This window comes from Streptococcus moroccensis, from assembly GCF_030812835.1.
In the GTDB taxonomy this organism is placed as follows: Bacteria; Bacillota; Bacilli; order Lactobacillales; family Streptococcaceae; genus Streptococcus; species Streptococcus moroccensis.
Map to the genome: position 1 here is coordinate 1 of NZ_JAUSTM010000007.1, position 20136 is coordinate 20136.

Below are 20136 nucleotides of genomic sequence, written 5' to 3' on the forward strand. Positions count from 1 at the left end.
TTGAACAAAGTGAAAGCCAGCGTCTTTAGGCGCTGGCTGGTGATGTGGGCTTATAGCCCCTGTTCAAACCACCCGTTAGACGGGTGGTCATGATTATTGCCCGGCAAAGGATGCCTGAAAAACGGCGAGTATAAACTTGGCGGCGGTGTGGTCGATCCGCTTCCGGAAGACGCGCCTTTCTTTGTGAAGGATTACTACGACTATTACAAAACTGAGCGAGGCTATCACGCCCGTTCCCTGAATTCCAACGGCGGCTGGAACGTCATCGGCTGCGAGAGCTTTGTCAACCAGCCGATCCTTCAGTATTCCAATGAGATCCGAAGCACAGTCCTTCTGATTCACGGCGAGAACGCCCATTCCTGCTATTTCAGCAAAGACGCCTATGCCGACATGATCAAAGACAGCAAATACACGGACAACAAGGAACTCATGATCATCCCCGGTGCCGTCCACACCGATCTCTACGATGGCGGTGGAAAAGATGCCATCCCGTTCGACAAGCTGGATGCATTTTTCACCGAACATCTGCAGTAAAGGAGAACCGTATGAGCAGCGTACTTGTAATTTCCACCAGCCTCCGGGCGAAAAGCAATTCGGACATCCTGACAGAGAGTCTGATCAAAGGCGCTCAGGATGCAGGACATGAAGTCGAACATATCAGCCTGAAGGGTAAGGAACTGAAATTCTGCATTGGCTGTCTTGTCTGTCAGAAGACACAAAAATTTGTCAAGTAGATTCTGCATTTTGTTAAGGAAGCTCGCAGACCAATGATTGCCGCATCCTTCATTTTTGACTATCTGCCCGTTTAGTTAAGAAAACATCATCCGACTTTGTTATATCCTTTGAATGAAAGTTTTCATACGCTTGGTATTAGATGGATCAGCATGATCAGTTATGTTTTTCCCGGTATTCAGTCGGGGTCGTTCCGATATGCTTTTTGAATACATTGGTGAAATGCCCGGGTGAAGAATAGCCAAGATAACTGCTGATTGCAGTTAAAGTTTTATCTGAGTAGCGGAGGAGGCGTTTTGCTTCCTCCATTTTTTCCAGCGTGATGAACGTACTCAATGTCATCCCTGTTTCCTGATGAAAGCGTGCGGAGAGATGCGTCCGATTCATATAGAGGTGATTCGCCAGCGCTTCTGTATTGACAGGTTCAGAAAGATGCTTCTGTACATAGCTCGCTACCTGAATGGCTAGTTTTGAGTTTTGCCCTCCCAGGCGAACCCTTTCTACACGATCTGTAAAGTCAGAAATCATATGAAATTGAAGATTGATTAGTTTCTCCTGGCTGTTGATCTCTTCACAGCGCTGAATGTAGGCATCGGAGAGAGAAAGCGCGTCCTCCACATCCATCCCGCCGCGGATCGCGGCGCGGGTAACCAACGTTGTTGTACAGATGATCGTGTTCTTCAGCTGCTGGAGGGAATCCATGGCAAGCGTTCCTGGCCGTACTGCCGGTGGTGAAGATGCCCATTCACGCAGCGCAGCACTGTCTCCTTTTCGGACAATGGATAACAGCATCTGTTCCAAGTCGTATGTGTTATGCAGGGTGACCGGCTCCATGATATTCCCGGTAACTTTCCTGACCTGGTCTTCCTGGCTTGCCTGATGAAACTGAGATTGTTCCTCTTCATGAATGATGAGATCCTTCATCTGAATTTTTCTTCCGCTGAAGACATAATTCAGCATGCAGAGAATCTGCAGCATACTTTCCAGCGGCAGAGAATTGATTTGACTCATGCCTTGGACAAAATCTCTTGTATCTTCGGGAGAAACATCGATCTGGAAGGCAAGTGTGTGAAGGCTTTGCTCTGAGCCGGCAATATGAAAGGTAGGGCCAAAGATGATTCTGGTCTCCTCGAAGTTGACAATACCGTAATATAGAAATTGCGGCGTAACATAGTAGCCTACCTGGTCGGTAATTCTCCACAGCTCTTCTTTGCAGGCCAATAGTGGATCCTTTGGCAGATGAATCAGAGAGTGCCAGAGCAGCAGCTGTTCCCCTAGATACACGCGAATTGGAATACCTGACAGGTCAGCTACGATTTTGCAGATATACTCCAGATCCGCCTTTTTCATACAAAATCACCTCCTATCGGATTTACCAACAATTATATAGAAAAACAAACAAATATGCAAGCTTCATGTGAATGTTTTTGATATACTTACTACAGCATACCGAAGATGTATTCGAAGCATCGCGGAGAACAGACACTACTGAGGAGGAATTATGATGGCAAGCAAGCAATTAGGCTTTGATAAAGACGGTATTCAAAAAGTCATGCACGCACCAGACTACTTGCCCATCCGCGCCATGGGCATGGGCGGAGGAAAGCGCGGCACCATATCGACTGCCTGCATGCTTACCATGCCTGACGGAGAGAAAAAGGAACTGGCCAGCGGACGCCACAGCTTTCCCTGCAGCCTGCAGAAGCGTCCGGGAAAGGAACGGAGCGTAAGATGAGAGGAAAGAATGGATTTTTGGAGAAAAAGATATGGGACAGCCGTATCGTTTCGGAGGATGTGACTGGAAAGGAAAAGGTTTTCGGATACCTGGTCGGACCCGTGGGAGCGCTGCTGTTCAATACCATCGTGAGCGGGTATATCAACCTGTACTATACGGACGTGCTGAAGCTGACGGTAGTGGCGGGAGGCGCTTTTCTGGCGGTTTTCCCCTTGGTATCAAAGATTCTGGATGCCGTCACCAACGTGCTCATGGGCTATATCATCGATCATACCAGAACGAAACAGGGAAAGGCCCGCCCTTATATTCTGCTGGGGGCAGTGATGATGCCCATTGCCGGTATTCTGATGTATGTGATCCCCAATGCCAGCATGTCGGTGCAGCTGGTCTGGGTGGTGGTGTCCTATAACCTGTATTACGCCGTAAGCTACACGACTTATAACATGAGCCACAATATGATGATTCCCCTTTCCACCAGGAATACGGAGCAAAGGACCACGCTTTCCACCTTTGCGAGCATCGCCAACATTGTATTTGCCGGAACCATTGCGGCGGTGCTGGTTCCGATGCTGGTGCTGCCTGCAATCGGGGTGAACAAGCAGGGCTGGATCACCATGGTCTGTGTGGTATCCATTATCGTGCTGCCGCTGGGGCTGCTGGAATACTACTTTACGAAGGAGCGCGTGACGGAGGCGTCAAGGGAGACGGAAGCTTTAGAAGGGAAGAAAGAGGAGCTCCCTTATGCCGCCCAGATGAAAGTCTGCTTTACGGATAAGTACATGGTGATCGCTCTGGTGATATTTGCCATCACTCAGTTCGTGACCATCCTGCGGAATACCAGCCTCTTATATTACTGCAACTACATTTTGGGGAGCTATAACGACGGCATCACGCCTACCATCCTGCAGGTGCTGGGAGGCGTCCCCATGGGGCTGGGGATGTTCGTCATTATCCCCCTGACGAAGAAATTCGAGAAGCGCACCCTTTTTCTGGCGGGGAATGTACTGCTGGTGACCGGAAACCTGATCTGTCTGACGAGCCCGGCCAATATGGTGACGGTGATTATCGGGCATGTCATCAAAAATGTGGGCTGTATTCCCACTTCCTATATTTTCATGGCCCTGTTCGCAGACTGCCTGGATCACTTTGAGTGGAAGCATAAGTTCCGCTGCGACGGATTTGCCATGTCCGTGTACAGCATTATCCTGACTATCACCACAGGAATCTGTACCAGCGTGTTCAACCTGATCCTGGCCAGGACCGGCTATGTGGCCCCCAGCCTGGTGGACGGGGTGACGGTGGCCGCTCAGCAGAGCAGCCGGACGATCCATGGGATCCTGTGGAGTTATTACGGCGTGGAAGTGATAGGGACGCTGGTCATCATCGGGCTGTTCGTTCTGTTGAGGGTCGAGCGGGATCTAAGGAAGCGGGAGACGGAAAGGAAGGAAAGCTGATGCGGTATGACTTCAACAGAGGCTGGATGGTGGAGAGGGAAAGCGGCGGTGCAGCAGGTCCGGGGAAGAAAATAGATTTGCCCTATGATGCCATGATTCATGAGCCCCGCCGCCAGGAGACGAATAATGGAGACCGGAGCGGGTTCTATCCAGGGGGATGCTACCTTTATAAAAAGCGGTTCATGATATCCCGGGAGATGCTTTCCTGCCAGATCCTGCTCTGTTTCGATGGGGCTTATGGGCTCACCACGGTTCTGGTAAACGGGCATGAGGTCTGCAGGCATGCTTATGGCTTCACGGCGTTTGAGGCAGATATTTCCGGGGCTGTGGCGGAGGGGGAGAACGAGGTCCAGGTAAAGTGCGACAATTCCTATACCCCTAACTGCCGCTGGTACTCCGGCTCCGGCCTGATCCGTCCGGTGAGCCTGCTCGTCAGGCCATGGGAGCATATTGAGGATGTGGAGATCATTACCCGTTCGGTCAGCCCGGCGGAAGTTGAGATAAAAGCCTGCGTCAGGAACAGCAGGGAAAACGGGAGCCGGAAAGATGAGCCCGCTCCTGTGACAGTGGAGATCATGGACGGGGAGGACTGTATCTACAGCGGCTCGGCAGGGCGGATCACCCTGCCGGGGGCGGCGCTTTGGAGCGCGGAGAGCCCGAAGCTGTACTTGGCAAGGCTGAAATCGGAAAAGGATTGTGTGGAGCAGAGGTTCGGGATCCGGAAGCTGTCCTGGAGCGCCAGGGAGGGCTTCCTTGTAAACGGCGAGGAGACAAAGCTGCGGGGCTGCTGCCTACACAGCGATAATGGCATCCTGGGGGCCTGCACTTATCCGGACGCGGAGCTTCGCAAGGTCAGGATACTGAAGGAGAACGGCTATAACGCCATCCGCAGCGCCCATAATCCCTGTTCGGAAGAGCTGCTGGAGGCCTGCGACAGCCTGGGGATGTATGTGATAGATGAACTGTATGACGGCTGGTATATTCCAAAGACTTACCACGACAGCGCAAGATATTTTCAGGAAACCTGGCGGGACAGCGTCAGGGCCATGGTGGAAAAGGACAGAAACCACCCGTCCGTCATCATGTATTCCATCGGCAACGAGGTCACGGAACCCCGGACAGAAGAAGGGATCCGGACCGGGAGGGCGCTGATACAGGAGATTAAGGGGCTGGATGGGGAGCGGCCCGTCACCTGTGGGCTGAACATTATGCTGATGAAATGGAATTCTACGTTCACGGAGCAGGGAGAATACAGGAAAGAACACCTGCCGGACTGCGAGGTAAAGGACGAGGGAGGCTCGGCGTTCTTCAATGCCCTGATGCTGAAGCTGGGAGCGGCCATGGGGATATTCGTTAAGGGCAGAAAGTCGGATCGGATGATTTCCGGCCTGGCGGACAGCCTGGACATTGTGGGATATAATTACGGCGAATGCAGGTACGACGAGGAGGGAAAAGCAAATCCAGGCCGGATCCTGTTTGGTTCCGAGACCCTGGTAGGCAGACAGTGGTACAACTGGCCCAGAGTGATGAAGCATCCGTACCTGATTGGGGATTTTGTATGGACAGGGTTCGATTATATCGGGGAAGCCAATATCGGACATTGGAAATATGAAAATAAGAAAGGGCTGCCTCTTTTGTATGGTGGAGGAACCATAGATATCACCGGAATGGCGGACGCCCAGATGGCATACCAGCAGGCGGTATGGGGAGAACTTCCTGAGCCATATCTGGGGGTCCGGCCTCTGGACATTGCGAACGTCAGGTGTATCAGGCGGAATTGGCGGATGACGGATGTATATGCTTCCTGGACCTGGCATGGGCACGAGGGGGAAAGAACCGCAGCGGAGGTCTTTGCGGATGCACCGTATGTGAGGCTGCTCAGGAACGGGGAAGTCATCGGAACAAAAAAGGTAAGGAAGTATAAGGCCTCTTTTAAGGTCAAATATGAACCGGGGACACTGACAGCTGTCCTGTTAGACAGGGAGAAAAGGGAAACAGGAAGAACGGAGCTTGTCACAGCCGGGGCGGCAGAAAGAATTCTGGTCCAGACCTCAAAGGACATATTGCGGGCCAACGGGCAGGATTTATGCTATATGGATTTTACCATTGTAGATAAAGACGGATATCCGGTGCCGGACAGCGAATGGGAAATCTCCATAAGGCTGCCGGAAGATTCCAAAGTGTCATTGGCTGGCTTCGGGAGCGCGGCTCCTGTCACAGGGGAAGGATTTACATCGAATCTCCATAAAACGTATTATGGAAGGGCACAGGCCGTTTTCCGCGCCGGGTACGAGGACGGAGATACGGAAGTGGAGATATGTGCAGGAACGTCAGGAACAAGGCAGATCGTGAAGCTGTCCTGTGTGAAAGGGGATCGTGAATTCGGATAGGAAAAAGAACAGAAGGAACGGCAATGACCGGTACAGGCCGAAATACCATGCAAGCGTTCCTAGCGGTTGGGCGAACGATCCCAACGGCTTGATATGGTTTGACGGAAAAGCGCATCTGTTTGATAAAACTTGTAGAGAGAAATTGAAATGAAAAACAAAAGTAAGATCGTACTGGGAATCGGATCCGGCTTCTTTGCGGCCTGCCTGATCGGACAGGCTGTGACTGGCTATGAGATCGGCTGGGGTCCGTTCCGTGGCTTGTTCAAAGGCTTCGAGGGCGAGGTCGTTGCCATCGAGCAAAAGTACGACACTAATACGCGCAAAGGTGAGATCGTCTTTTACGGCGCGTCCAACTTCCGCCTCTGGTCAGAGATGGAAAACGATCTGGCAGAATATAAGGTTCAGAATCATGGCTTCGGCGGCAGCACTGACATACTGCTCATGCAGTATGCTGATAGGATTCTGTATCCCTATGAACCTGCGATTGTGTTCTTTCAGACCGGCTCTAACGACTATGTAGAGTTGTCTGGTTCAGACGAGGAGAAGGTCATTGCCTGCATGGCTCGCAAAAAGCAGATGTTTCAGACCTTTCATGAACAGCTTCCCGAGACAAAGTTTGTTGTCATGAGCGGCCTGCTGCTGCCCGGACGCAGTAGGTATACAGTATTGACGCAGGAAATCAACCGACAATTGGAAACCCTTTGTGCCGAGCATGCTGACTACATGACCTTTGTCAACGCGGAGGATATGACCTTTGACGGAGAGAACTATGCTGAGGAGCTGTTTATCTCTGACAAGATCCACCTTAACCATGAAGGACAGCTGCGCTGGTGTGAGAATTATATTCGCCCCGCTATAGAAAAGGTTATACAGCAGTACGACTTAAAGGAGCTTCGCAAATGAAGAAACAGGCTTTCAATCCTTATCTGCCTCTGGACACATATATTCCCGATGGAGAGCCTCACGTTTTTGGTGATCGAGTGTATGTTTACGGCAGTCATGACGCAGAAGGGGGAACGAATTTTTGCCTGCTGGATTATGAATGCTGGTCAGCTTCGGTACATGATCTGAGTGACTGGCGTTGTGAAGGCACCATCTATCGTGCAGAGCAGTGTCGCCATTATTCCGGAGAGCGGCAGGATATGTATGCTCCAGATGCGGTTCAAGGTCCGGATGGAAGATTTTATCTGTATTATGATCTTTCCGGGCAGGGTAACCATGGCTTCGACGGACCAATCAGTGTTGCGGTCTGCGATACCCCTGCGGGAAAGTATGAATATTACGGGGATGTGCATTACCCGGATGGCCGGCCTCTGCTGCGCTTTATTCCTTTTGACCCGGCAGTACTGAACGACAACGGGAGAATCTGGCTGAGTTATGGCTGGGGACTGGGAATCGATACGCATGCTCCCATTCTTCGTCGAGTCATGCCGAAGGTAATGAGCAAGATCTTTAATAAGAGCATCCGGGAAATACAGGAGGAAGAACCTCTGAGTATTCTCGGCGCCAATGTTGTGGAGCTGGAGCCGGATATGCTTACCGTAAAAGGAGAACCGAAGCGCATTCTTCCTGCAATGAACAACGCACCGAAAAAAACAGCCCTCCGTGATCACAGCTTCTACGAAGCGGCCTCGCTGCGCAAGTTTGGGGATTTGTATTATTTTATCTACTCGAGTCATGTGAATCATGAGCTGTGTTATGCGACCTCAAAATATCCGGATCGGGACTTCACCTATCGGGGCGTGATCATCTCCAATGGAGATATCGGAATGGACGGCCGCAAGGCAAAGGATCGTCTTTGTGCCACAGGCACGAATCACGGCAGTATTGAAAAGATCAACGGACAGTATTACATCTTCTACCACCGTCTGACCCATAACACGGCGTTTTCCAGACAGGGTTGCGCTGAACCTATTCAGATCGACGGAGGTGGCACAATACGGCAAGTAGAGATGACGAGCTGTGGCCTTAACGGCGGTCCACTCAGAGCAGAAGGTACATATCCAGCCGCCATCTGCTGCAACCTGACCAACGGGCACATGCCGCATCTGAGCAACGCCCATCCCAATCGCTATTCTCCCAATATTAGTCACGAAGGCGATAGCCGCTTTATCAGAGATATAGAGAACAAAACATTGATTGGTTACAAATACTTTGCTTTCACAGGGAATTCAAGCCTGTGCGTAACCTATCGGCACGGCGGAGGAAAACTCCGCGTCATGACGGAACCGGGGTATCCGCTGGCCGAGATTGAGCTTCCATTTCAGCCAAACTGGTGCGAATCGGGTTTTGCTCAATTTGCCGCGGTTGGAACACTCCCACTGTACCTTGAGTACTTTGGAAAAGGGAAGGTGGATCTTTTGAATCTTAGAATGGAGCAGTTCCCCCTGATAAACGCGAATTGAAATATCTGACAGGTCAGCCATCCAGGCCACAGACCGTTATGGGAGGAGCTTATGAAAAAACAGGTATTTAACCCCTATCTGCCAAGCTATGAATATGTGCCTGACGGAGAACCGTATGTTTTCGGCGACAGACTATATGTGTATGGGAGCCATGATAAATTTAACGGGAAAAATTTCTGCCTTGGGGATTATGTGTGCTGGTCTGCGCCGGTTTCTGATCTGGGGGAATGGAAATACGAGGGTGTGATCTATCGGAAGACACAGGATCCGAAGAATAAGAAGGGGCTGTCTGTCCTGAATGCGCCGGATGTACAGAAAGGTCCGGACGGGCGTTATTATCTGTATTATGTGGCCAGCATGCTCACTGTGGTTTCCGTGGCGGTATCGGTGCGCCCGGAGGGCCCCTTTACATTTTATGGATATGTGAGGCATAAGGATGGCACCTTGTACGGGAAAAAGCATGGCGAGGCCTACAATTTCGACCCGGCGGTATTCATGGATGAGGACGGAAGGATCTATCTTTACAGCGGATTTGCACCGGATAGAGGGTTCCTGCGCACTGTCATGGGAATGCGGGGTAATCTGGACGGGGCCTATGGAATGGAACTGGAACAGGATATGCTCACGCTGAAGGGAGAAGCTGTGATGGTGGCGCCGGGGCCGTTGCTTGTATCGGGAACCGGCTTTGAGGGCCATGCCTTTTATGAAGCAAGCAGTATGCGCAAGGTGCGGGGGAAATATTATTTCGTCTATTCTTCCGAACTGAGTCATGAATTATGCTATGCAACCGGGGATGCCCCGCTGGGCCCATTCCGCTACGGCGGCACGTTGATCAGCATCGGTGATATAGGGCTGGACGGGAATCAAAAGGCAATGAACTATCTGGGGAACACCCATGGCGGCATGGCGGAAATCAACGGCCAGTGGTATATCTTTTACCACCGCCAGACCAACAGGCAGAAATGTTGCAGGCAGGGATGTGCGGAAAAAATCACGATTCTGCCGGATGGCTCCATACCCCAGGCGGAGCTTACGAGCTGCGGGTTGAATAATGGTCCGCTGCCCGGTAGGGGAGCCTACGAAGCGAGAATCGCCTGCCATCTGATGAGTCGGGAAGGAACTTTCAAATATGAAAAAAGCTTTGAGAAAGATAAAGATGGCATGCACCCATATTTTACGCAGTCCGGCGGGGACAGGGATGAGAATGGGGATCAGTATATCGCGAACATGACCGATGGAAGCGTGGCTGGATTTAAATATTTTCGGTTCGAAGGCGCTTCAAGAATTCAAATCATGACAAGGGGGAACGGAAAGGGCAAGGTGGAACTAAGGACAGGACCCGAAGGCAGTGTAATTGGGCGGATAGAGGTTGAGCCTTCAGCTGAATGGCGGTTATCACCTGTGATCGGTGTGGCTTTGCCGGAAGAAGTTTCTCCGCTCTATTTTACTTATGTCGGAGAGGGATATATGGATTTCAATCAATTTGAATTATTATAATATGGAAGAAAAAAATCAGGGGTAAGAATGGAGGCTAAAACATGAAAGCGATCCGGCTGAAAACCGAGTACCTTGTAAATCCCGTTGGAATTGATTTGCTGAATCCTCGCCTGATGTGGAACTGCGAGGGCGGAATCAGGCAGACCGCTTATCAGATTGTTACAGACAACTGGGATAGCGGCAGGGTGGAGTGCGGCTCCATGCAAACTGTATATCCGCAGCCACTTCACAGCCGCGAGCGAGTGAACTGGAAGATACGCTTATGGGATGAAAACGACGAACCCGGCGAATGGTCTGAGGCTTTCTTCGAGATGGGTTTGCTGGAGGAAAGTGACTGGCAAGCCACATGGATCACCGGAGACTATACGCCGAACAAGAAAGAACGCTATCCGGTGGATTGCTTCCGAAAGGTTTTTCGGGTGAAGGGGCCTGTCTGTCATGCACGGCTTTATATCACTGCTTGCGGACTGTATGAGGCAAAACTGAACGACGAAAAGGTGGGTAACTTCTGCCTGGCCCCCGGCCATACGGATTATCGCAAACGAGTCCAATATCAGACCTATGATGTAACGAACATGTTGCATGCCGGCGAAAACGAATTGACCGTTCAGCTGGCTGACGGCTGGTATCGGGGAAGCTGCGGAGCCTGGGGCATCACCAACCAATACGGCACAGAGACAAAGCTTATATGTCAGCTGGAGTATGAGGACGAAAGCGGTCTGAGGGAAAACGTGAGTTCCGATGGCAGCTGGCAGTGGGCCAACGACGGCCCCATCCGTTTTGCTGACAATAAGGACGGCGAGGTTGTGGAGGCCTTCCGCAAGCCACTGTATCAGGGCAAAGCGAGAGAGTCGAAACACAATGTTGTTCCATCCGCTTCCAACAATGTTGTTGTAACCGAGCATGAGCGCTTTCATCCTGTCATCAGCACCGCTCCCAACGGCAGGAAACTCCTGGACTTCGGGCAGAACCTGGCAGGTTATGTGTTTTTCCAGGTGAATGCCCATGCCGCTCAGCGGATGCTTTGGCGCTTTGGTGAGATGTTGGACACTGATGGAAATCTGACGCTGAAAAATATTCAATGTGTTGGCAAAAAGAAGACGACGCCTTTGCAGCAGATCGAATATATCTGCGGCGAAGGACTTAACGAATACAAAACCACCTTTGCTGTCTTTGGATTTCGTTATGCAGAGGTGGAAACGGACCTGGAGCTTCTGCCAGAGAATGTGGAGGCTGTTGCCGTTTACTCAGACATAGCAGAAACCGGACACTTCGAAAGCTCCAATGAGCTTTTGAACCGCTTTGTGGAGGCTACAAAATGGTCGACTAAGTCCAATTCCCTCGACATTCCAACCGACTGTCCCACCCGTGAGCGTCACGGCTGGACGGGGGATGCACAGATCTTCTTTGAAACGGCTTCCTACCTGTTCGACTATGCGGCCTTTTCGCAGAAATATCTGCGGGATATTTTTGACTGGCAAAAGCGCAATGGACTGCTTCCCCAAATCGCGCCTTACGGCGGTGTAGACTTTTATATGTGGACGATGAACGGTTCGGTGGGCTGGTCGGATATCGGCATCCTGCTGCCCTATCGCTTCTGGAAAAAATACGGGGACAGGCGGATTCTCGAAAGCTATTATGATCGCATGAAGAAGTATGCGGAATTTATGATTCGGCGTATTTCTAGGGATGGTGTTGTACGAAAAGGACAAAGCTTTGGCGAATGGGCGGAACCCACGGACGTCATGCCCAATGACTGGAAGGACGCGGTGCTGCCGCATCCGGAGGTCAGCACTGCCTACACCGCCTATGTCCTGCAATGCCTGGCGGAGATTTCGGAGGAGCTTCATCACCCGGAGGACGCGGCAAAATATAACGCCATCTCGGCCGGATGCAAGGCTGCATATCAGAAAAAATTTGGGAAAGAGCTCGACACGGACAGGCAGTCACAGCTCGTGCGGCCTCTGGCCTTTAACCTTCTGACAAAGAAGCAGAAGGCATTCGCCGAGAAACGGCTTGTGGAAGCGCTTGATCATTACGGCTGGAGGCTGGGTACCGGATTCCTCTCTACACCGTTGATTCTGGATGTGCTTAGTCAGATCGACATGGACGCCGCGTATCGGTTGCTCGAAAATGAGGAGATGCCCGGTTGGCTTTATATGCCCAAGGTGGGCGCCACCACCATCTGGGAAAGCTGGGAGGGAACGGAAGCCCAGGGCGGCATTGCCAGTCTCAACCATTACTCCAAGGGTGCGGTTGTAGAGTGGCTGTTCAAAACCATGTGCGGTATTCGCGTGGATGGCGAGAATCATTTCATCCTGGCGCCACACCCGGGCGGCACGTTCACCTGTGCAAGAGCATTGTATCAGAGTATATACGGTGAGGTTTCCAGCGCATGGGAGAGGCAGGAGGATAGAACGATCTATCGTTTCACGGTACCGGCAGGCTGCGCGGCGAAGCTGATCTTACCGGACGGCAGGATCGAAACTATCCGTGCAGGGGCCTATGTTTACACGGAGGAAACAAGATGAAAGATGTAAACGAAATCATTCAGCGCATGTCTCGGGAGGAGAAGATTGCTCTTTGTGAAGGCAAGGATTTTTGGACGACTAAAGCATTTCCGCAGTATGGCATCCCGACCATTTTTATGAGTGATGGGCCTCATGGCCTCCGCAAGCAGGAGGATGCGGCGGATATGCTCGGCTTGAACCGATCTCTGCCGGCGACCTGTTTTCCCACCGCGGTGACAACCGGTGCCTCATGGGATACAGAACTGCTTGATGAAATCGGAAAAGCAATTGCGCAGGAAGCGAAGGCGCAGGGTGTCGGACTTGTTCTTGGCCCGGGTGCGAATCTGAAGCGAAATCCACTGTGCGGACGGAATTTTGAATATTTTTCTGAAGACCCTTACCTGACCGGCAAGCTGGCCGCTGCCTATATCCGCGGTGCGGAAAGCGAGGGCGTGGCCACGAGCCTGAAGCACCTTGCGGCGAATTCACAGGAGCGGGATCGCTTCACATCTGACAGTGTGATGGATGAGCGCACGATGCGGGAGCTTTACCTATCCGCCTTTGAAACAGCCATCAAAGAGGGCAAACCTTCCACGGTGATGTGTGCCTATCCAAAGCTGAACGGCACACATTGCAGCGACAATAAAGCGCTTTTGACCGATATTCTGCGCGCTGAATGGGGCTTTGACGGCCTGGTTGTGACGGACTGGGGTGCAATGAACAATCGGGTCGAAGCGTTCCGGGCAGGGTGCGATCTGAACATGCCGGGAGGCAGCAATTATATGATTCGGGAAACGATCGACGCGGTCAAACGCGGCGACCTTCCCGAAAGCGCGATTGACGCATGCGCCGCACGGGTGCTGCGTCTTGTGCTGAGAGCAGATGAGAACAAAAGCAAACAGGCATCTTGTGATTATGACGCGCACAAAGTTGTTGCCAGGAAGGCGGCCCTCTCCGGTGCGGTGCTGTTGAAAAACGAAGATCATCTGCTGCCTCTTGCAAAAACCGTCAGGCTTGCCGTAATCGGTACGATGGCACAGGAGCCGCGCTATCAGGGGGCGGGATCGAGCCACATCAATCCGACAAGGCTGACCATTCCTCTGGACTGCTTTCCGGGAGCAGTATTTGCCGCGGGCTGCGACAGCCGGGGCGATACGTCTGATGCGCTGCTGGAAGAAGCGAGAACAGTTGCGGCGGGGGCCGAGGTTACAATCGTGTTTGCCGGTCTGCCGGACCGATATGAGTCTGAGGGCTTTGATCGGGAAAATATGCAGATGCCGGAAGGCCATAATCGCATGATCGAAGCCATTGCCGAAGCAAATCCGAATACGATCGTTGTGCTGCTGACGGGCAGCCCTGTAGAAACGCCATGGGCAGACAAGGTCAAGGCGATTTTATATATGGGTCTCATGGGGCAGGAAGGCGGCGCTGTTATCAGCGATCTGATTTACGGTGCAGCGAATCCCTGCGGCAAACTGGCTGAATCGTGGCCGATTTCCTACGAGGATTGCCCATCTTCCTCTTACTATGGCAAGACGAAGGACGCGCTTTATCGTGAGGGCATCTATGTTGGATATCGCTTCTACGACAAGGCGCGGACAGCTGTCCGCTTTCCCTTTGGCTTCGGCCTGAGCTACACAACGTTTGCCTATTCTGATCTGGTGGTGACCGGAAATACCGCGGAGGCAGTTGTGATCAATACGGGGAACCGTGCCGGCGCGGAGATCGCCCAGCTGTATATCGAGGCGCCGCAGGTCGGGATCCATCGCCCGCTGCGTGAGCTGAAGGGCTTTCAGAAAGTCTTTCTGCAGCCGGGAGAAAGCCGACAAATTGCATTTAAGCTGGATGAGCGGGCTTTTGCGGTCTGGCAGAACGGGTGGAAAGTGCCTGCCGGTGAATATACAGTCTGTGTGGGTTCTTCGAGTCGCGACCTTCCGTTACGTGCCGTTGTACACCGGGGCGATGAAACGCTTGAAGTCCCGGATTGGCAGGCAGACTCCTGGTACGAAGCACCTAAGGGGGTTCCGTCCGTAGAGGAGTTTGAACGTATGCTTGGGAGAGCGTACATTCCTCCCAAACTCATCAAGGGACTGTTTACCATGGATCATACAGTCGCTGAAATGAAGGATTTCTCATTGCTGATGAAGATCATGTACAAAGCTGTCGAAAAGACAATTGCCAAAGGCTTCGGAGGAAAAGTCGACTATGAGAACCCGGAGTTTCGGATGATGATGGCCTCCTCCGCGGGTAGCCCGCTTCGCAGTATGCAGATTTTCGGTGGCTTGAAGAACGGCGTCGTACATGCCATGCTGGAAATCGCCAACGGGCATCTGCTGAAAGGCATCGTCCGCATGTTTGGAAAATAAATACTGGATCTGAAAGACGATGCGGTCTGGATCGCCGAAAAGGTCAAAAACGCGGATACCCTCGTGTTTGCCACACCGATCTACTACTATGAAATGAGCGGCCAGATGAAGACGCTGCTGGACCGTTTGAATCCTCTGTATCCCTCGGATTACAGATTCCGTAAAGTCTATATGTTGATGACAGCCACGGAAGATGAAGACTATGTGCCTGAAAAAGCCATAAGCGGCCTGCAGGGCTGGGTCGATTGTTTTGAAAAGGCAGAGCTTGCCGGATCACTCTTCTGCGGCGGCATCTCCGATCCGGATGAGGCCTCCGGGAAAAAGGAGGAACAGGATGAAGCTTATGAATTCGGGAAATCGCTTAAGTAACAGAAGCCGTATATCTGCTCTTTTGCTGGCCCTGATGCTCCTTCTTCTCACAGGCTGCAGCAGCACCGGGCCAGCGGAGACAGGAGCACTCACAGAGTCCGGCTCGGCGGAAGAAACGACTCTCCCGACAGCTAAAGAACCGGCATCTGAGAATGAAGCTTCGGAACCTTATAGCACAAAATCTTCATTACCGGAAGGAACGGACAGAATGTTTTATGCACATGTAAACGGAAAGGTCCTGAAGATCCTTCGGAGGCCGGGGCCACACATCCGAGCATTTCGGAAATGAAGTGATCAAAGAACTGGCAGAAAAGTACGGAAAGTCTTCTGCGCAGATCATCCTCCGGTGGCAGCTGCAGGCAGGCTTTATCGCCATCCCCGGTTCCTCCAATCCGGACCATATTGCCGAAAACTATGACATCTTTGATTTCGAACTGAGCAAAAAGGATATGCAGAGGATCCGGGAACTTGATCAGCATGAACGGTACGAGAACTGGTAAAACCGGCTGGGGACGATAATTCCAATAATCAAAAAATGAAACCGAAGCCAGAGCAGGAAATCGGAAAATGATCCGATATCACCTGCCCTGGCTTTTCGTTTTTCCTGAGTAAGGTATCCGGCTATATAAGCGTTTTTGCAAAATGCGCAGCTCACACGAAGTGTGATTCAAAGGGTTTGGGAATCCCCAACATGCAAGCGTCTGGACGAAAATAGCGTTCCAGACCCTGCTTGCCAAGTTTATCAGGAATTCCTGATAACCAAGTAGTGAAATGAAGAAAAAGGCTTATCTTGATGTTTATAACCGTCAACATCACGGCTCGTCAGGGAATTCATCTTGAAAATGTGTGGGTTTTTGTGGTATAATCCAAAATGTTGAATTGTATCCTGCTGAAGCAGCAAGATTTGGCGATATACCCAGGTTACTAAGGCAACACCAGCGATGTTTTCAGAACAGGAGGGGTGTTCATGGCAATTTGTTACAATAAGCTTTGGAACCTTGTCAGACAGAACAAGATGAAGAAAGGCGAACTTGCAAAAGCCGCCGGAATCAGCGATTACATGATGTCCAAGTTAAACAAGGACGAACCGGTACAGATGGAGATAATGATCCGCCTGTGCAAAGTGTTTCATTGCGATATTGGAGATCTGATGGAAGTCATTGAGGAGGAATAAAGATCATGGCAGAAAAAGTCACTGCAGATATCGGGTTTGAGAAGCAGATCTGGGATGCAGCTTGTGTGCTACGTGGCAACATGGATGCGTCAGAATATAAAAATGTTGTCCTTGGCCTCATCTTCCTGAAATATATTTCGGACCGCTTCGAGGCGAAATACCAGGAATTGGTTGATGAAGGAGATGGCTTTGAAGAAGATATTGATGAGTATACTTCTGAAGGCATTTTCTTCGTCCCTGTCGGAGCGCGGTGGAGCGAAATCGCATCAAAGGCTCATACCCCGGAAATCGGAGTTGTGATTGATGATGCTATGCGTGCTATTGAAAAAGAGAACAAGCGGCTGAAGGATATTTTGCCGAAAAACTTCGCTCGTCCCGAATTGGATAAGCGACGTCTTGGAGATGTTGTCGATCTTTTCACCAATGTTCAGATGATTGAGCACGGCGATGAAAAAGATATTCTTGGACGAACTTATGAATACTGCCTTTCCATGTTTGCTGAACAGGAAGGTAAACGCGGAGGAGAGTTCTTTACTCCTTCCTGTGTCGTACGTATCCTTGTCGAAGTGCTTCAGCCGTTCAAGGGCCGTGTCTACGATCCTTGCTGCGGGTTTCGTGTCATAATAATGACAGAGGCAAATAGTTCAGTAAAATCAAAGGTTTTGAAGCTTCTACCAAAGTTAAAAACTGAAGAAACTGATAGTTTATGTGTTGCTTAGAGCCATTATCTATTAAAATAATGGTTGTAAGCAGCACATAAACCAAAGAGAAAAAGAGGTAGTGTATGCGATGGATATTAAAAATTATCTTATTTCCGATTAGTCTTGTCTTATCAATTTTGACTGCTTTTCTGACATTCCTGCTTGGTATAGGAACAGCATTACTGTATATCGTTATGGTGTTCTGCATATTTGGGGCGTTAGCATCTTTCATTCAAGGAGAAGTCGGAATAGGTGTATCATCGGTTTCCTATTTAGTCCATATGGGCTTCCGATGATAGGAGCAACTGTGATAGCATTTATTGAATCGATAAATGAGAAGATTAAAGCGGTGTAGACAAATTTGAAGTTGTGGAGGTGCAAGGTATGGCTTCAAGTAAAGAATATTTGGATTTTATTTTAGAACAACTATCTGAGTTGGAAGAAATAACATATAAAGCAATGATGGGTGAATATATTGTTTATTATCGCGGGAGAATTATTGGTGGAATTTATGATGATAGGTTTTTAGTGAAGCCTATTAAGTCTGCAATAGCATATATGCCAAATGCAAAGTATGAGTTACCATATGATGGAGCAAAGGAAATGTTATTGGTAGATGATGTTGACAACAAAGAATTTTTAACCGGCTTATTCAATTCAATGTATGATGAGTTACCTGCACCAAAACCGAAAAAAAAGAAATAATCAAATTAGAATTTGAGAGGATATTTAATGAAGTTAAAGAAAAATAAACAGGTACCTGTTGGGATGTTGTTTTTGGTATTAGCTACCATCTTAAACAGAGTATCCAACATAAGTGATTTATTTATTTTTATGCTTTTTCGCCATTCATTTTGCGGTTAAAAATTATAATAGCGAAAATAAAAATGACTATGGTATATCCTATTACGACAAGCAAATGAGGAAGAAGATTATTGAAATTACCGCTTAAACTTATCCTTATTGCTTCAACACTATGATAAACCGGTAAAATATTAGTTATTGTTTTGAAAGCACCGCCTATCAAATCAATTGGAATAAAAACTCCAGATAGCCAACCTGCGACATTAGTCAACAATGCACCACAAACTCCACTAACTGCTTTATCATTCAGAATACTACCGAAAAACAAACCTGTACCAACAAATAATAATGAAGTTAAAGCGGTCATAATAATCGCAAAAAGAATATTGATATTTATATCAAGTCCCAAAAATCCTGCTACTAATAGGGTTATTGTAGCTTGTACGATTGTCATAACTATCATAGGTAAAGTATAACCTAAAATGAAATCAGTCGCAGTCATAGGAGATGTAAATAAACGCATTAGGAAAGAAGAGGTACGGTCTTTTGATAACAACATACCTGCAAATAACGCCATAAATACACTACCGAACATTGTCAAGCCCGGTGCGAGATTATTTATTTGAAACATCGTGTTTTTTGCTTCGGGCGGAATAGCAGAATTGATAATAGATAACAAGGCTAACAAAACAAGTGGAAAGCCAAGACCAAAAAAAAGATTGATAGGGTCACGCAAAATCTCTTTTATATTACGCTTTGCAAATAGAAACATTCTCATAATATACCTCCTGAAAGCATAACAAAGGCATCTTCTAATTTAGAAGTACCCGTTTGTGTAGTTAATTCTGGTACTGTACCTACTGCTGTTAATTGTCCCTTTGCCATTATTCCCACTCGATCGGATAAATTTTCGACCTCATCCATATAATGAGTTGTAAGAATTATTGTAACTTTTCCTTTTAATGATTTGATGGAAGACCATAGTTCACGACGAGCCAAGACATCAAGTCCTAAAGTCGGTTCGTCTAAAAATAAAATTTGAGGTTCTGAAATCAGAGCCATAGCAATAGAAAGGCGGCGTTGCATTCCACCAGACAAATTTTTGGCTTTCTTACTCAATTCATTTTCCAAACCAAATTTTTGTGCCATTTCATGAGCCTTTTTTTTTCGCTGTTTTACTATTTTGTCCATATATTCCCGCGATAAGTTCTAAATTCTCTAAAACAGATAGGTTTGCAGCTACTGCCGTTTCCTGTGGTGAAATATTGGTTTTTTCTTTTATCGCATTGGGATTTGAGATAATGCTGTCGTTAAGAAGCAAAGCATCACCACTTGTGGGTTCTATCAAACAAGATAACATTTTTATCGTTGTGGTTTTTCCTGCACCATTTACACCAAGTAATGCAAACAACTCTCCTTGTTCAATTGTCAAATTAAGATTATTTACGGCAACTACACTTCCGTATTTTTTTGTAAGTTCTTTAATGATTATTGAATTCATTCTTTGTCCTCCTTTTCTGCATTTTGATTAAAAACTGTATCCATCAAATGTGAGAACATATTTTTAGGGGGAATGGCTATACCTTTATTTACATCTGCTAGAACAATTAAAGTATCGCCGGGCTTAATGTTGAAAACATCACGAGCCTCTTTAGGTATAACAAATTGCCCTTTTTCTCCTACCTTAACAGTCCAAGCGTATTTCCCTTCTGGGTGTTTCATATTACTACCTCCCAACCATTAGTATGATTTGTATGATTGGTATAACATAAACCACTTTTCATGTCAAATGGTTGCGTCAATAAATAAGAAAAGGTACTTGACAAAACGCTTCCTGGGAATTAAAAGAAGATGTTGTCAACTTACTCTTATGCTAATTGTTCATTTTATTGTAAAGGTAAAATAAGACTGCCTATTGAGTTTTTTCAAAAAAAACGTCCTTAATGAGCAAGATGGACTCAATTTGACTTGAGTTAAAAGGGCGGTATCTTATAGCAAT

At 48.8% G+C, this 20136-nt stretch carries 18 protein-coding genes and 3 pseudogenes; 17 read left to right on the top strand and 4 right to left on the bottom strand.

From position 1 onward, the window contains the following. Nucleotides 1-117: 117 nt before the first annotated feature. Both J2S23_RS04460 and J2S23_RS04465 read left to right on the top strand, forming a co-directional pair. Nucleotides 118-534: pseudogene (locus tag J2S23_RS04460) on the top strand (alpha/beta hydrolase); the annotation flags it as partial. Nucleotides 535-545: 11 nt separating this feature from the next. Beyond that, on the top strand, nt 546-734 hold the full coding sequence (locus J2S23_RS04465; protein WP_307121555.1) for a flavodoxin family protein: 189 nt from the start codon (nt 546-548) through the stop codon (nt 732-734). A 154-nt stretch (nt 735-888) separates the two neighbouring features. Here the strand turns inward: J2S23_RS04465 and J2S23_RS04470 are convergent, their stop codons facing one another. Then, entirely contained in the window at nt 889-2082 is a 1194-nt protein-coding gene (locus J2S23_RS04470; protein WP_307121556.1) for a helix-turn-helix domain-containing protein, read from the bottom strand. Between the two features lie 151 nt (nt 2083-2233). On the opposite strand from J2S23_RS04470, the gene J2S23_RS04475 reads away from it, so the two are divergent. The 15 genes and pseudogenes from J2S23_RS04475 (at nt 2234) to J2S23_RS04540 (ending at nt 18038) form a co-directional block, all read left to right on the top strand. Then, entirely contained in the window at nt 2234-2467 is a 234-nt protein-coding gene (locus J2S23_RS04475) for a hypothetical protein (RefSeq protein ID WP_307121557.1), read from the top strand. After that, complete coding sequence (locus tag J2S23_RS04480; protein WP_307121558.1) at nt 2464-3921, top strand: MFS transporter; 1458 nt, start codon at nt 2464-2466, stop codon at nt 3919-3921. Before J2S23_RS04475 ends, J2S23_RS04480 begins: the two co-directional genes overlap by 4 nt. Next, the gene (locus J2S23_RS04485) at nt 3921-6311 is read left to right on the top strand and encodes a glycoside hydrolase family 2 TIM barrel-domain containing protein (protein WP_307121559.1); all 2391 of its coding nucleotides are present in this window, start codon (nt 3921-3923) and stop codon (nt 6309-6311) included. The genes J2S23_RS04480 and J2S23_RS04485 overlap by 1 nt, the downstream gene beginning before the upstream one ends. Beyond that, nucleotides 6298-6462: a hypothetical protein gene (locus J2S23_RS11300; protein ID WP_370868693.1), complete on the top strand. Its 165-nt coding sequence runs from the start codon at nt 6298-6300 to the stop codon at nt 6460-6462. Before J2S23_RS04485 ends, J2S23_RS11300 begins: the two co-directional genes overlap by 14 nt. Beyond that, nucleotides 6459-7214, top strand: a complete 756-nt coding sequence (locus tag J2S23_RS04490; RefSeq protein ID WP_307121560.1) for a GDSL-type esterase/lipase family protein — start codon at nt 6459-6461, stop codon at nt 7212-7214. The genes J2S23_RS11300 and J2S23_RS04490 overlap by 4 nt, the downstream gene beginning before the upstream one ends. After that, complete coding sequence (locus tag J2S23_RS04495) at nt 7211-8716, top strand: family 43 glycosylhydrolase (protein WP_307121561.1); 1506 nt, start codon at nt 7211-7213, stop codon at nt 8714-8716. Before J2S23_RS04490 ends, J2S23_RS04495 begins: the two co-directional genes overlap by 4 nt. A 51-nt stretch (nt 8717-8767) precedes the next feature. Next, the gene (locus J2S23_RS04500) at nt 8768-10213 is read left to right on the top strand and encodes a family 43 glycosylhydrolase (RefSeq protein ID WP_307121562.1); all 1446 of its coding nucleotides are present in this window, start codon (nt 8768-8770) and stop codon (nt 10211-10213) included. 41 nt (nt 10214-10254) lie between these two features. After that, nucleotides 10255-12744: a family 78 glycoside hydrolase catalytic domain gene (locus tag J2S23_RS04505; RefSeq protein ID WP_307121563.1), complete on the top strand. Its 2490-nt coding sequence runs from the start codon at nt 10255-10257 to the stop codon at nt 12742-12744. Continuing rightward, nucleotides 12741-15089 carry a glycoside hydrolase family 3 C-terminal domain-containing protein gene (locus J2S23_RS04510; protein ID WP_307121564.1) on the top strand — a complete coding sequence of 783 codons (2349 nt, stop codon included), beginning with the start codon at nt 12741-12743 and terminating at the stop codon, nt 15087-15089. Before J2S23_RS04505 ends, J2S23_RS04510 begins: the two co-directional genes overlap by 4 nt. Nucleotides 15090-15098: 9 nt before the next feature. Then, nucleotides 15099-15458 carry a flavodoxin family protein gene (locus J2S23_RS04515; protein WP_307121653.1) on the top strand — a complete coding sequence of 120 codons (360 nt, stop codon included), beginning with the start codon at nt 15099-15101 and terminating at the stop codon, nt 15456-15458. A gap of 290 nt (nt 15459-15748) precedes the next feature. Further along, entirely contained in the window at nt 15749-15958 is a 210-nt protein-coding gene (locus tag J2S23_RS04520; protein WP_307121565.1) for an aldo/keto reductase, read from the top strand. Nucleotides 15959-16425: 467 nt separating this feature from the next. Next, on the top strand, nt 16426-16632 hold the full coding sequence (locus J2S23_RS04525; protein WP_307121566.1) for a helix-turn-helix domain-containing protein: 207 nt from the start codon (nt 16426-16428) through the stop codon (nt 16630-16632). Nucleotides 16633-16637: 5 nt separating this feature from the next. Beyond that, the gene (locus J2S23_RS04530) at nt 16638-17351 is read left to right on the top strand and encodes an HsdM family class I SAM-dependent methyltransferase (RefSeq protein WP_307121567.1); all 714 of its coding nucleotides are present in this window, start codon (nt 16638-16640) and stop codon (nt 17349-17351) included. Between the two features lie 65 nt (nt 17352-17416). Beyond that, a pseudogene (locus J2S23_RS04535) lies at nt 17417-17688 on the top strand (CD1845 family protein). Between the two features lie 29 nt (nt 17689-17717). Next, a complete protein-coding gene (locus J2S23_RS04540; protein WP_307121568.1) occupies nt 17718-18038 on the top strand; it encodes a TfoX/Sxy family protein in 321 nt (106 codons plus the stop codon). Nucleotides 18039-18165: 127 nt separating this feature from the next. Here J2S23_RS04540 and J2S23_RS04545 read toward each other — a convergent pair whose 3' ends face one another. From J2S23_RS04545 to J2S23_RS04560, 3 genes and pseudogenes are all read right to left on the bottom strand, one after another. Next, complete coding sequence (locus J2S23_RS04545; RefSeq protein ID WP_307121569.1) at nt 18166-18915, bottom strand: ABC transporter permease; 750 nt, start codon at nt 18913-18915, stop codon at nt 18166-18168. After that, nucleotides 18912-19638, bottom strand: a pseudogene (locus J2S23_RS11305) (ABC transporter ATP-binding protein). The gene J2S23_RS04545 and the pseudogene J2S23_RS11305 overlap by 4 nt, the downstream one beginning before the upstream one ends. Continuing rightward, on the bottom strand, nt 19635-19859 hold the full coding sequence (locus tag J2S23_RS04560) for an AbrB/MazE/SpoVT family DNA-binding domain-containing protein (protein WP_307121572.1): 225 nt from the start codon (nt 19857-19859) through the stop codon (nt 19635-19637). Before J2S23_RS04560 ends, J2S23_RS11305 begins: the two are co-directional and overlap by 4 nt. Nucleotides 19860-20136 lie beyond the last annotated feature (277 nt).

What these genes read in the sequence shown, in the direction of transcription:
- J2S23_RS04495 (WP_307121561.1), top strand. Translation starts at nt 7,211, where the DNA reads ATGAAGAAACAGGCTTTCAATCCTTATCTGCCTCTGGACACATATATT.
- J2S23_RS04485 (WP_307121559.1), top strand. Translation starts at nt 3,921, where the DNA reads ATGCGGTATGACTTCAACAGAGGCTGGATGGTGGAGAGGGAAAGCGGC.
- J2S23_RS04470 (WP_307121556.1), bottom strand. Translation starts at nt 2,082, where the DNA reads ATGAAAAAGGCGGATCTGGAGTATATCTGCAAAATCGTAGCTGACCTG.
- J2S23_RS04465 (WP_307121555.1), top strand. Translation starts at nt 546, where the DNA reads ATGAGCAGCGTACTTGTAATTTCCACCAGCCTCCGGGCGAAAAGCAAT.
- J2S23_RS04560 (WP_307121572.1), bottom strand. Translation starts at nt 19,859, where the DNA reads ATGAAACACCCAGAAGGGAAATACGCTTGGACTGTTAAGGTAGGAGAA.
- J2S23_RS04475 (WP_307121557.1), top strand. Translation starts at nt 2,234, where the DNA reads ATGATGGCAAGCAAGCAATTAGGCTTTGATAAAGACGGTATTCAAAAA.
- J2S23_RS04545 (WP_307121569.1), bottom strand. Translation starts at nt 18,915, where the DNA reads ATGAGAATGTTTCTATTTGCAAAGCGTAATATAAAAGAGATTTTGCGT.
- J2S23_RS04500 (WP_307121562.1), top strand. Translation starts at nt 8,768, where the DNA reads ATGAAAAAACAGGTATTTAACCCCTATCTGCCAAGCTATGAATATGTG.
- J2S23_RS04510 (WP_307121564.1), top strand. Translation starts at nt 12,741, where the DNA reads ATGAAAGATGTAAACGAAATCATTCAGCGCATGTCTCGGGAGGAGAAG.
- J2S23_RS04480 (WP_307121558.1), top strand. Translation starts at nt 2,464, where the DNA reads ATGAGAGGAAAGAATGGATTTTTGGAGAAAAAGATATGGGACAGCCGT.
- J2S23_RS04540 (WP_307121568.1), top strand. Translation starts at nt 17,718, where the DNA reads ATGGCTTCAAGTAAAGAATATTTGGATTTTATTTTAGAACAACTATCT.
- J2S23_RS04505 (WP_307121563.1), top strand. Translation starts at nt 10,255, where the DNA reads ATGAAAGCGATCCGGCTGAAAACCGAGTACCTTGTAAATCCCGTTGGA.
- J2S23_RS04525 (WP_307121566.1), top strand. Translation starts at nt 16,426, where the DNA reads ATGGCAATTTGTTACAATAAGCTTTGGAACCTTGTCAGACAGAACAAG.
- J2S23_RS04530 (WP_307121567.1), top strand. Translation starts at nt 16,638, where the DNA reads ATGGCAGAAAAAGTCACTGCAGATATCGGGTTTGAGAAGCAGATCTGG.
- J2S23_RS04490 (WP_307121560.1), top strand. Translation starts at nt 6,459, where the DNA reads ATGAAAAACAAAAGTAAGATCGTACTGGGAATCGGATCCGGCTTCTTT.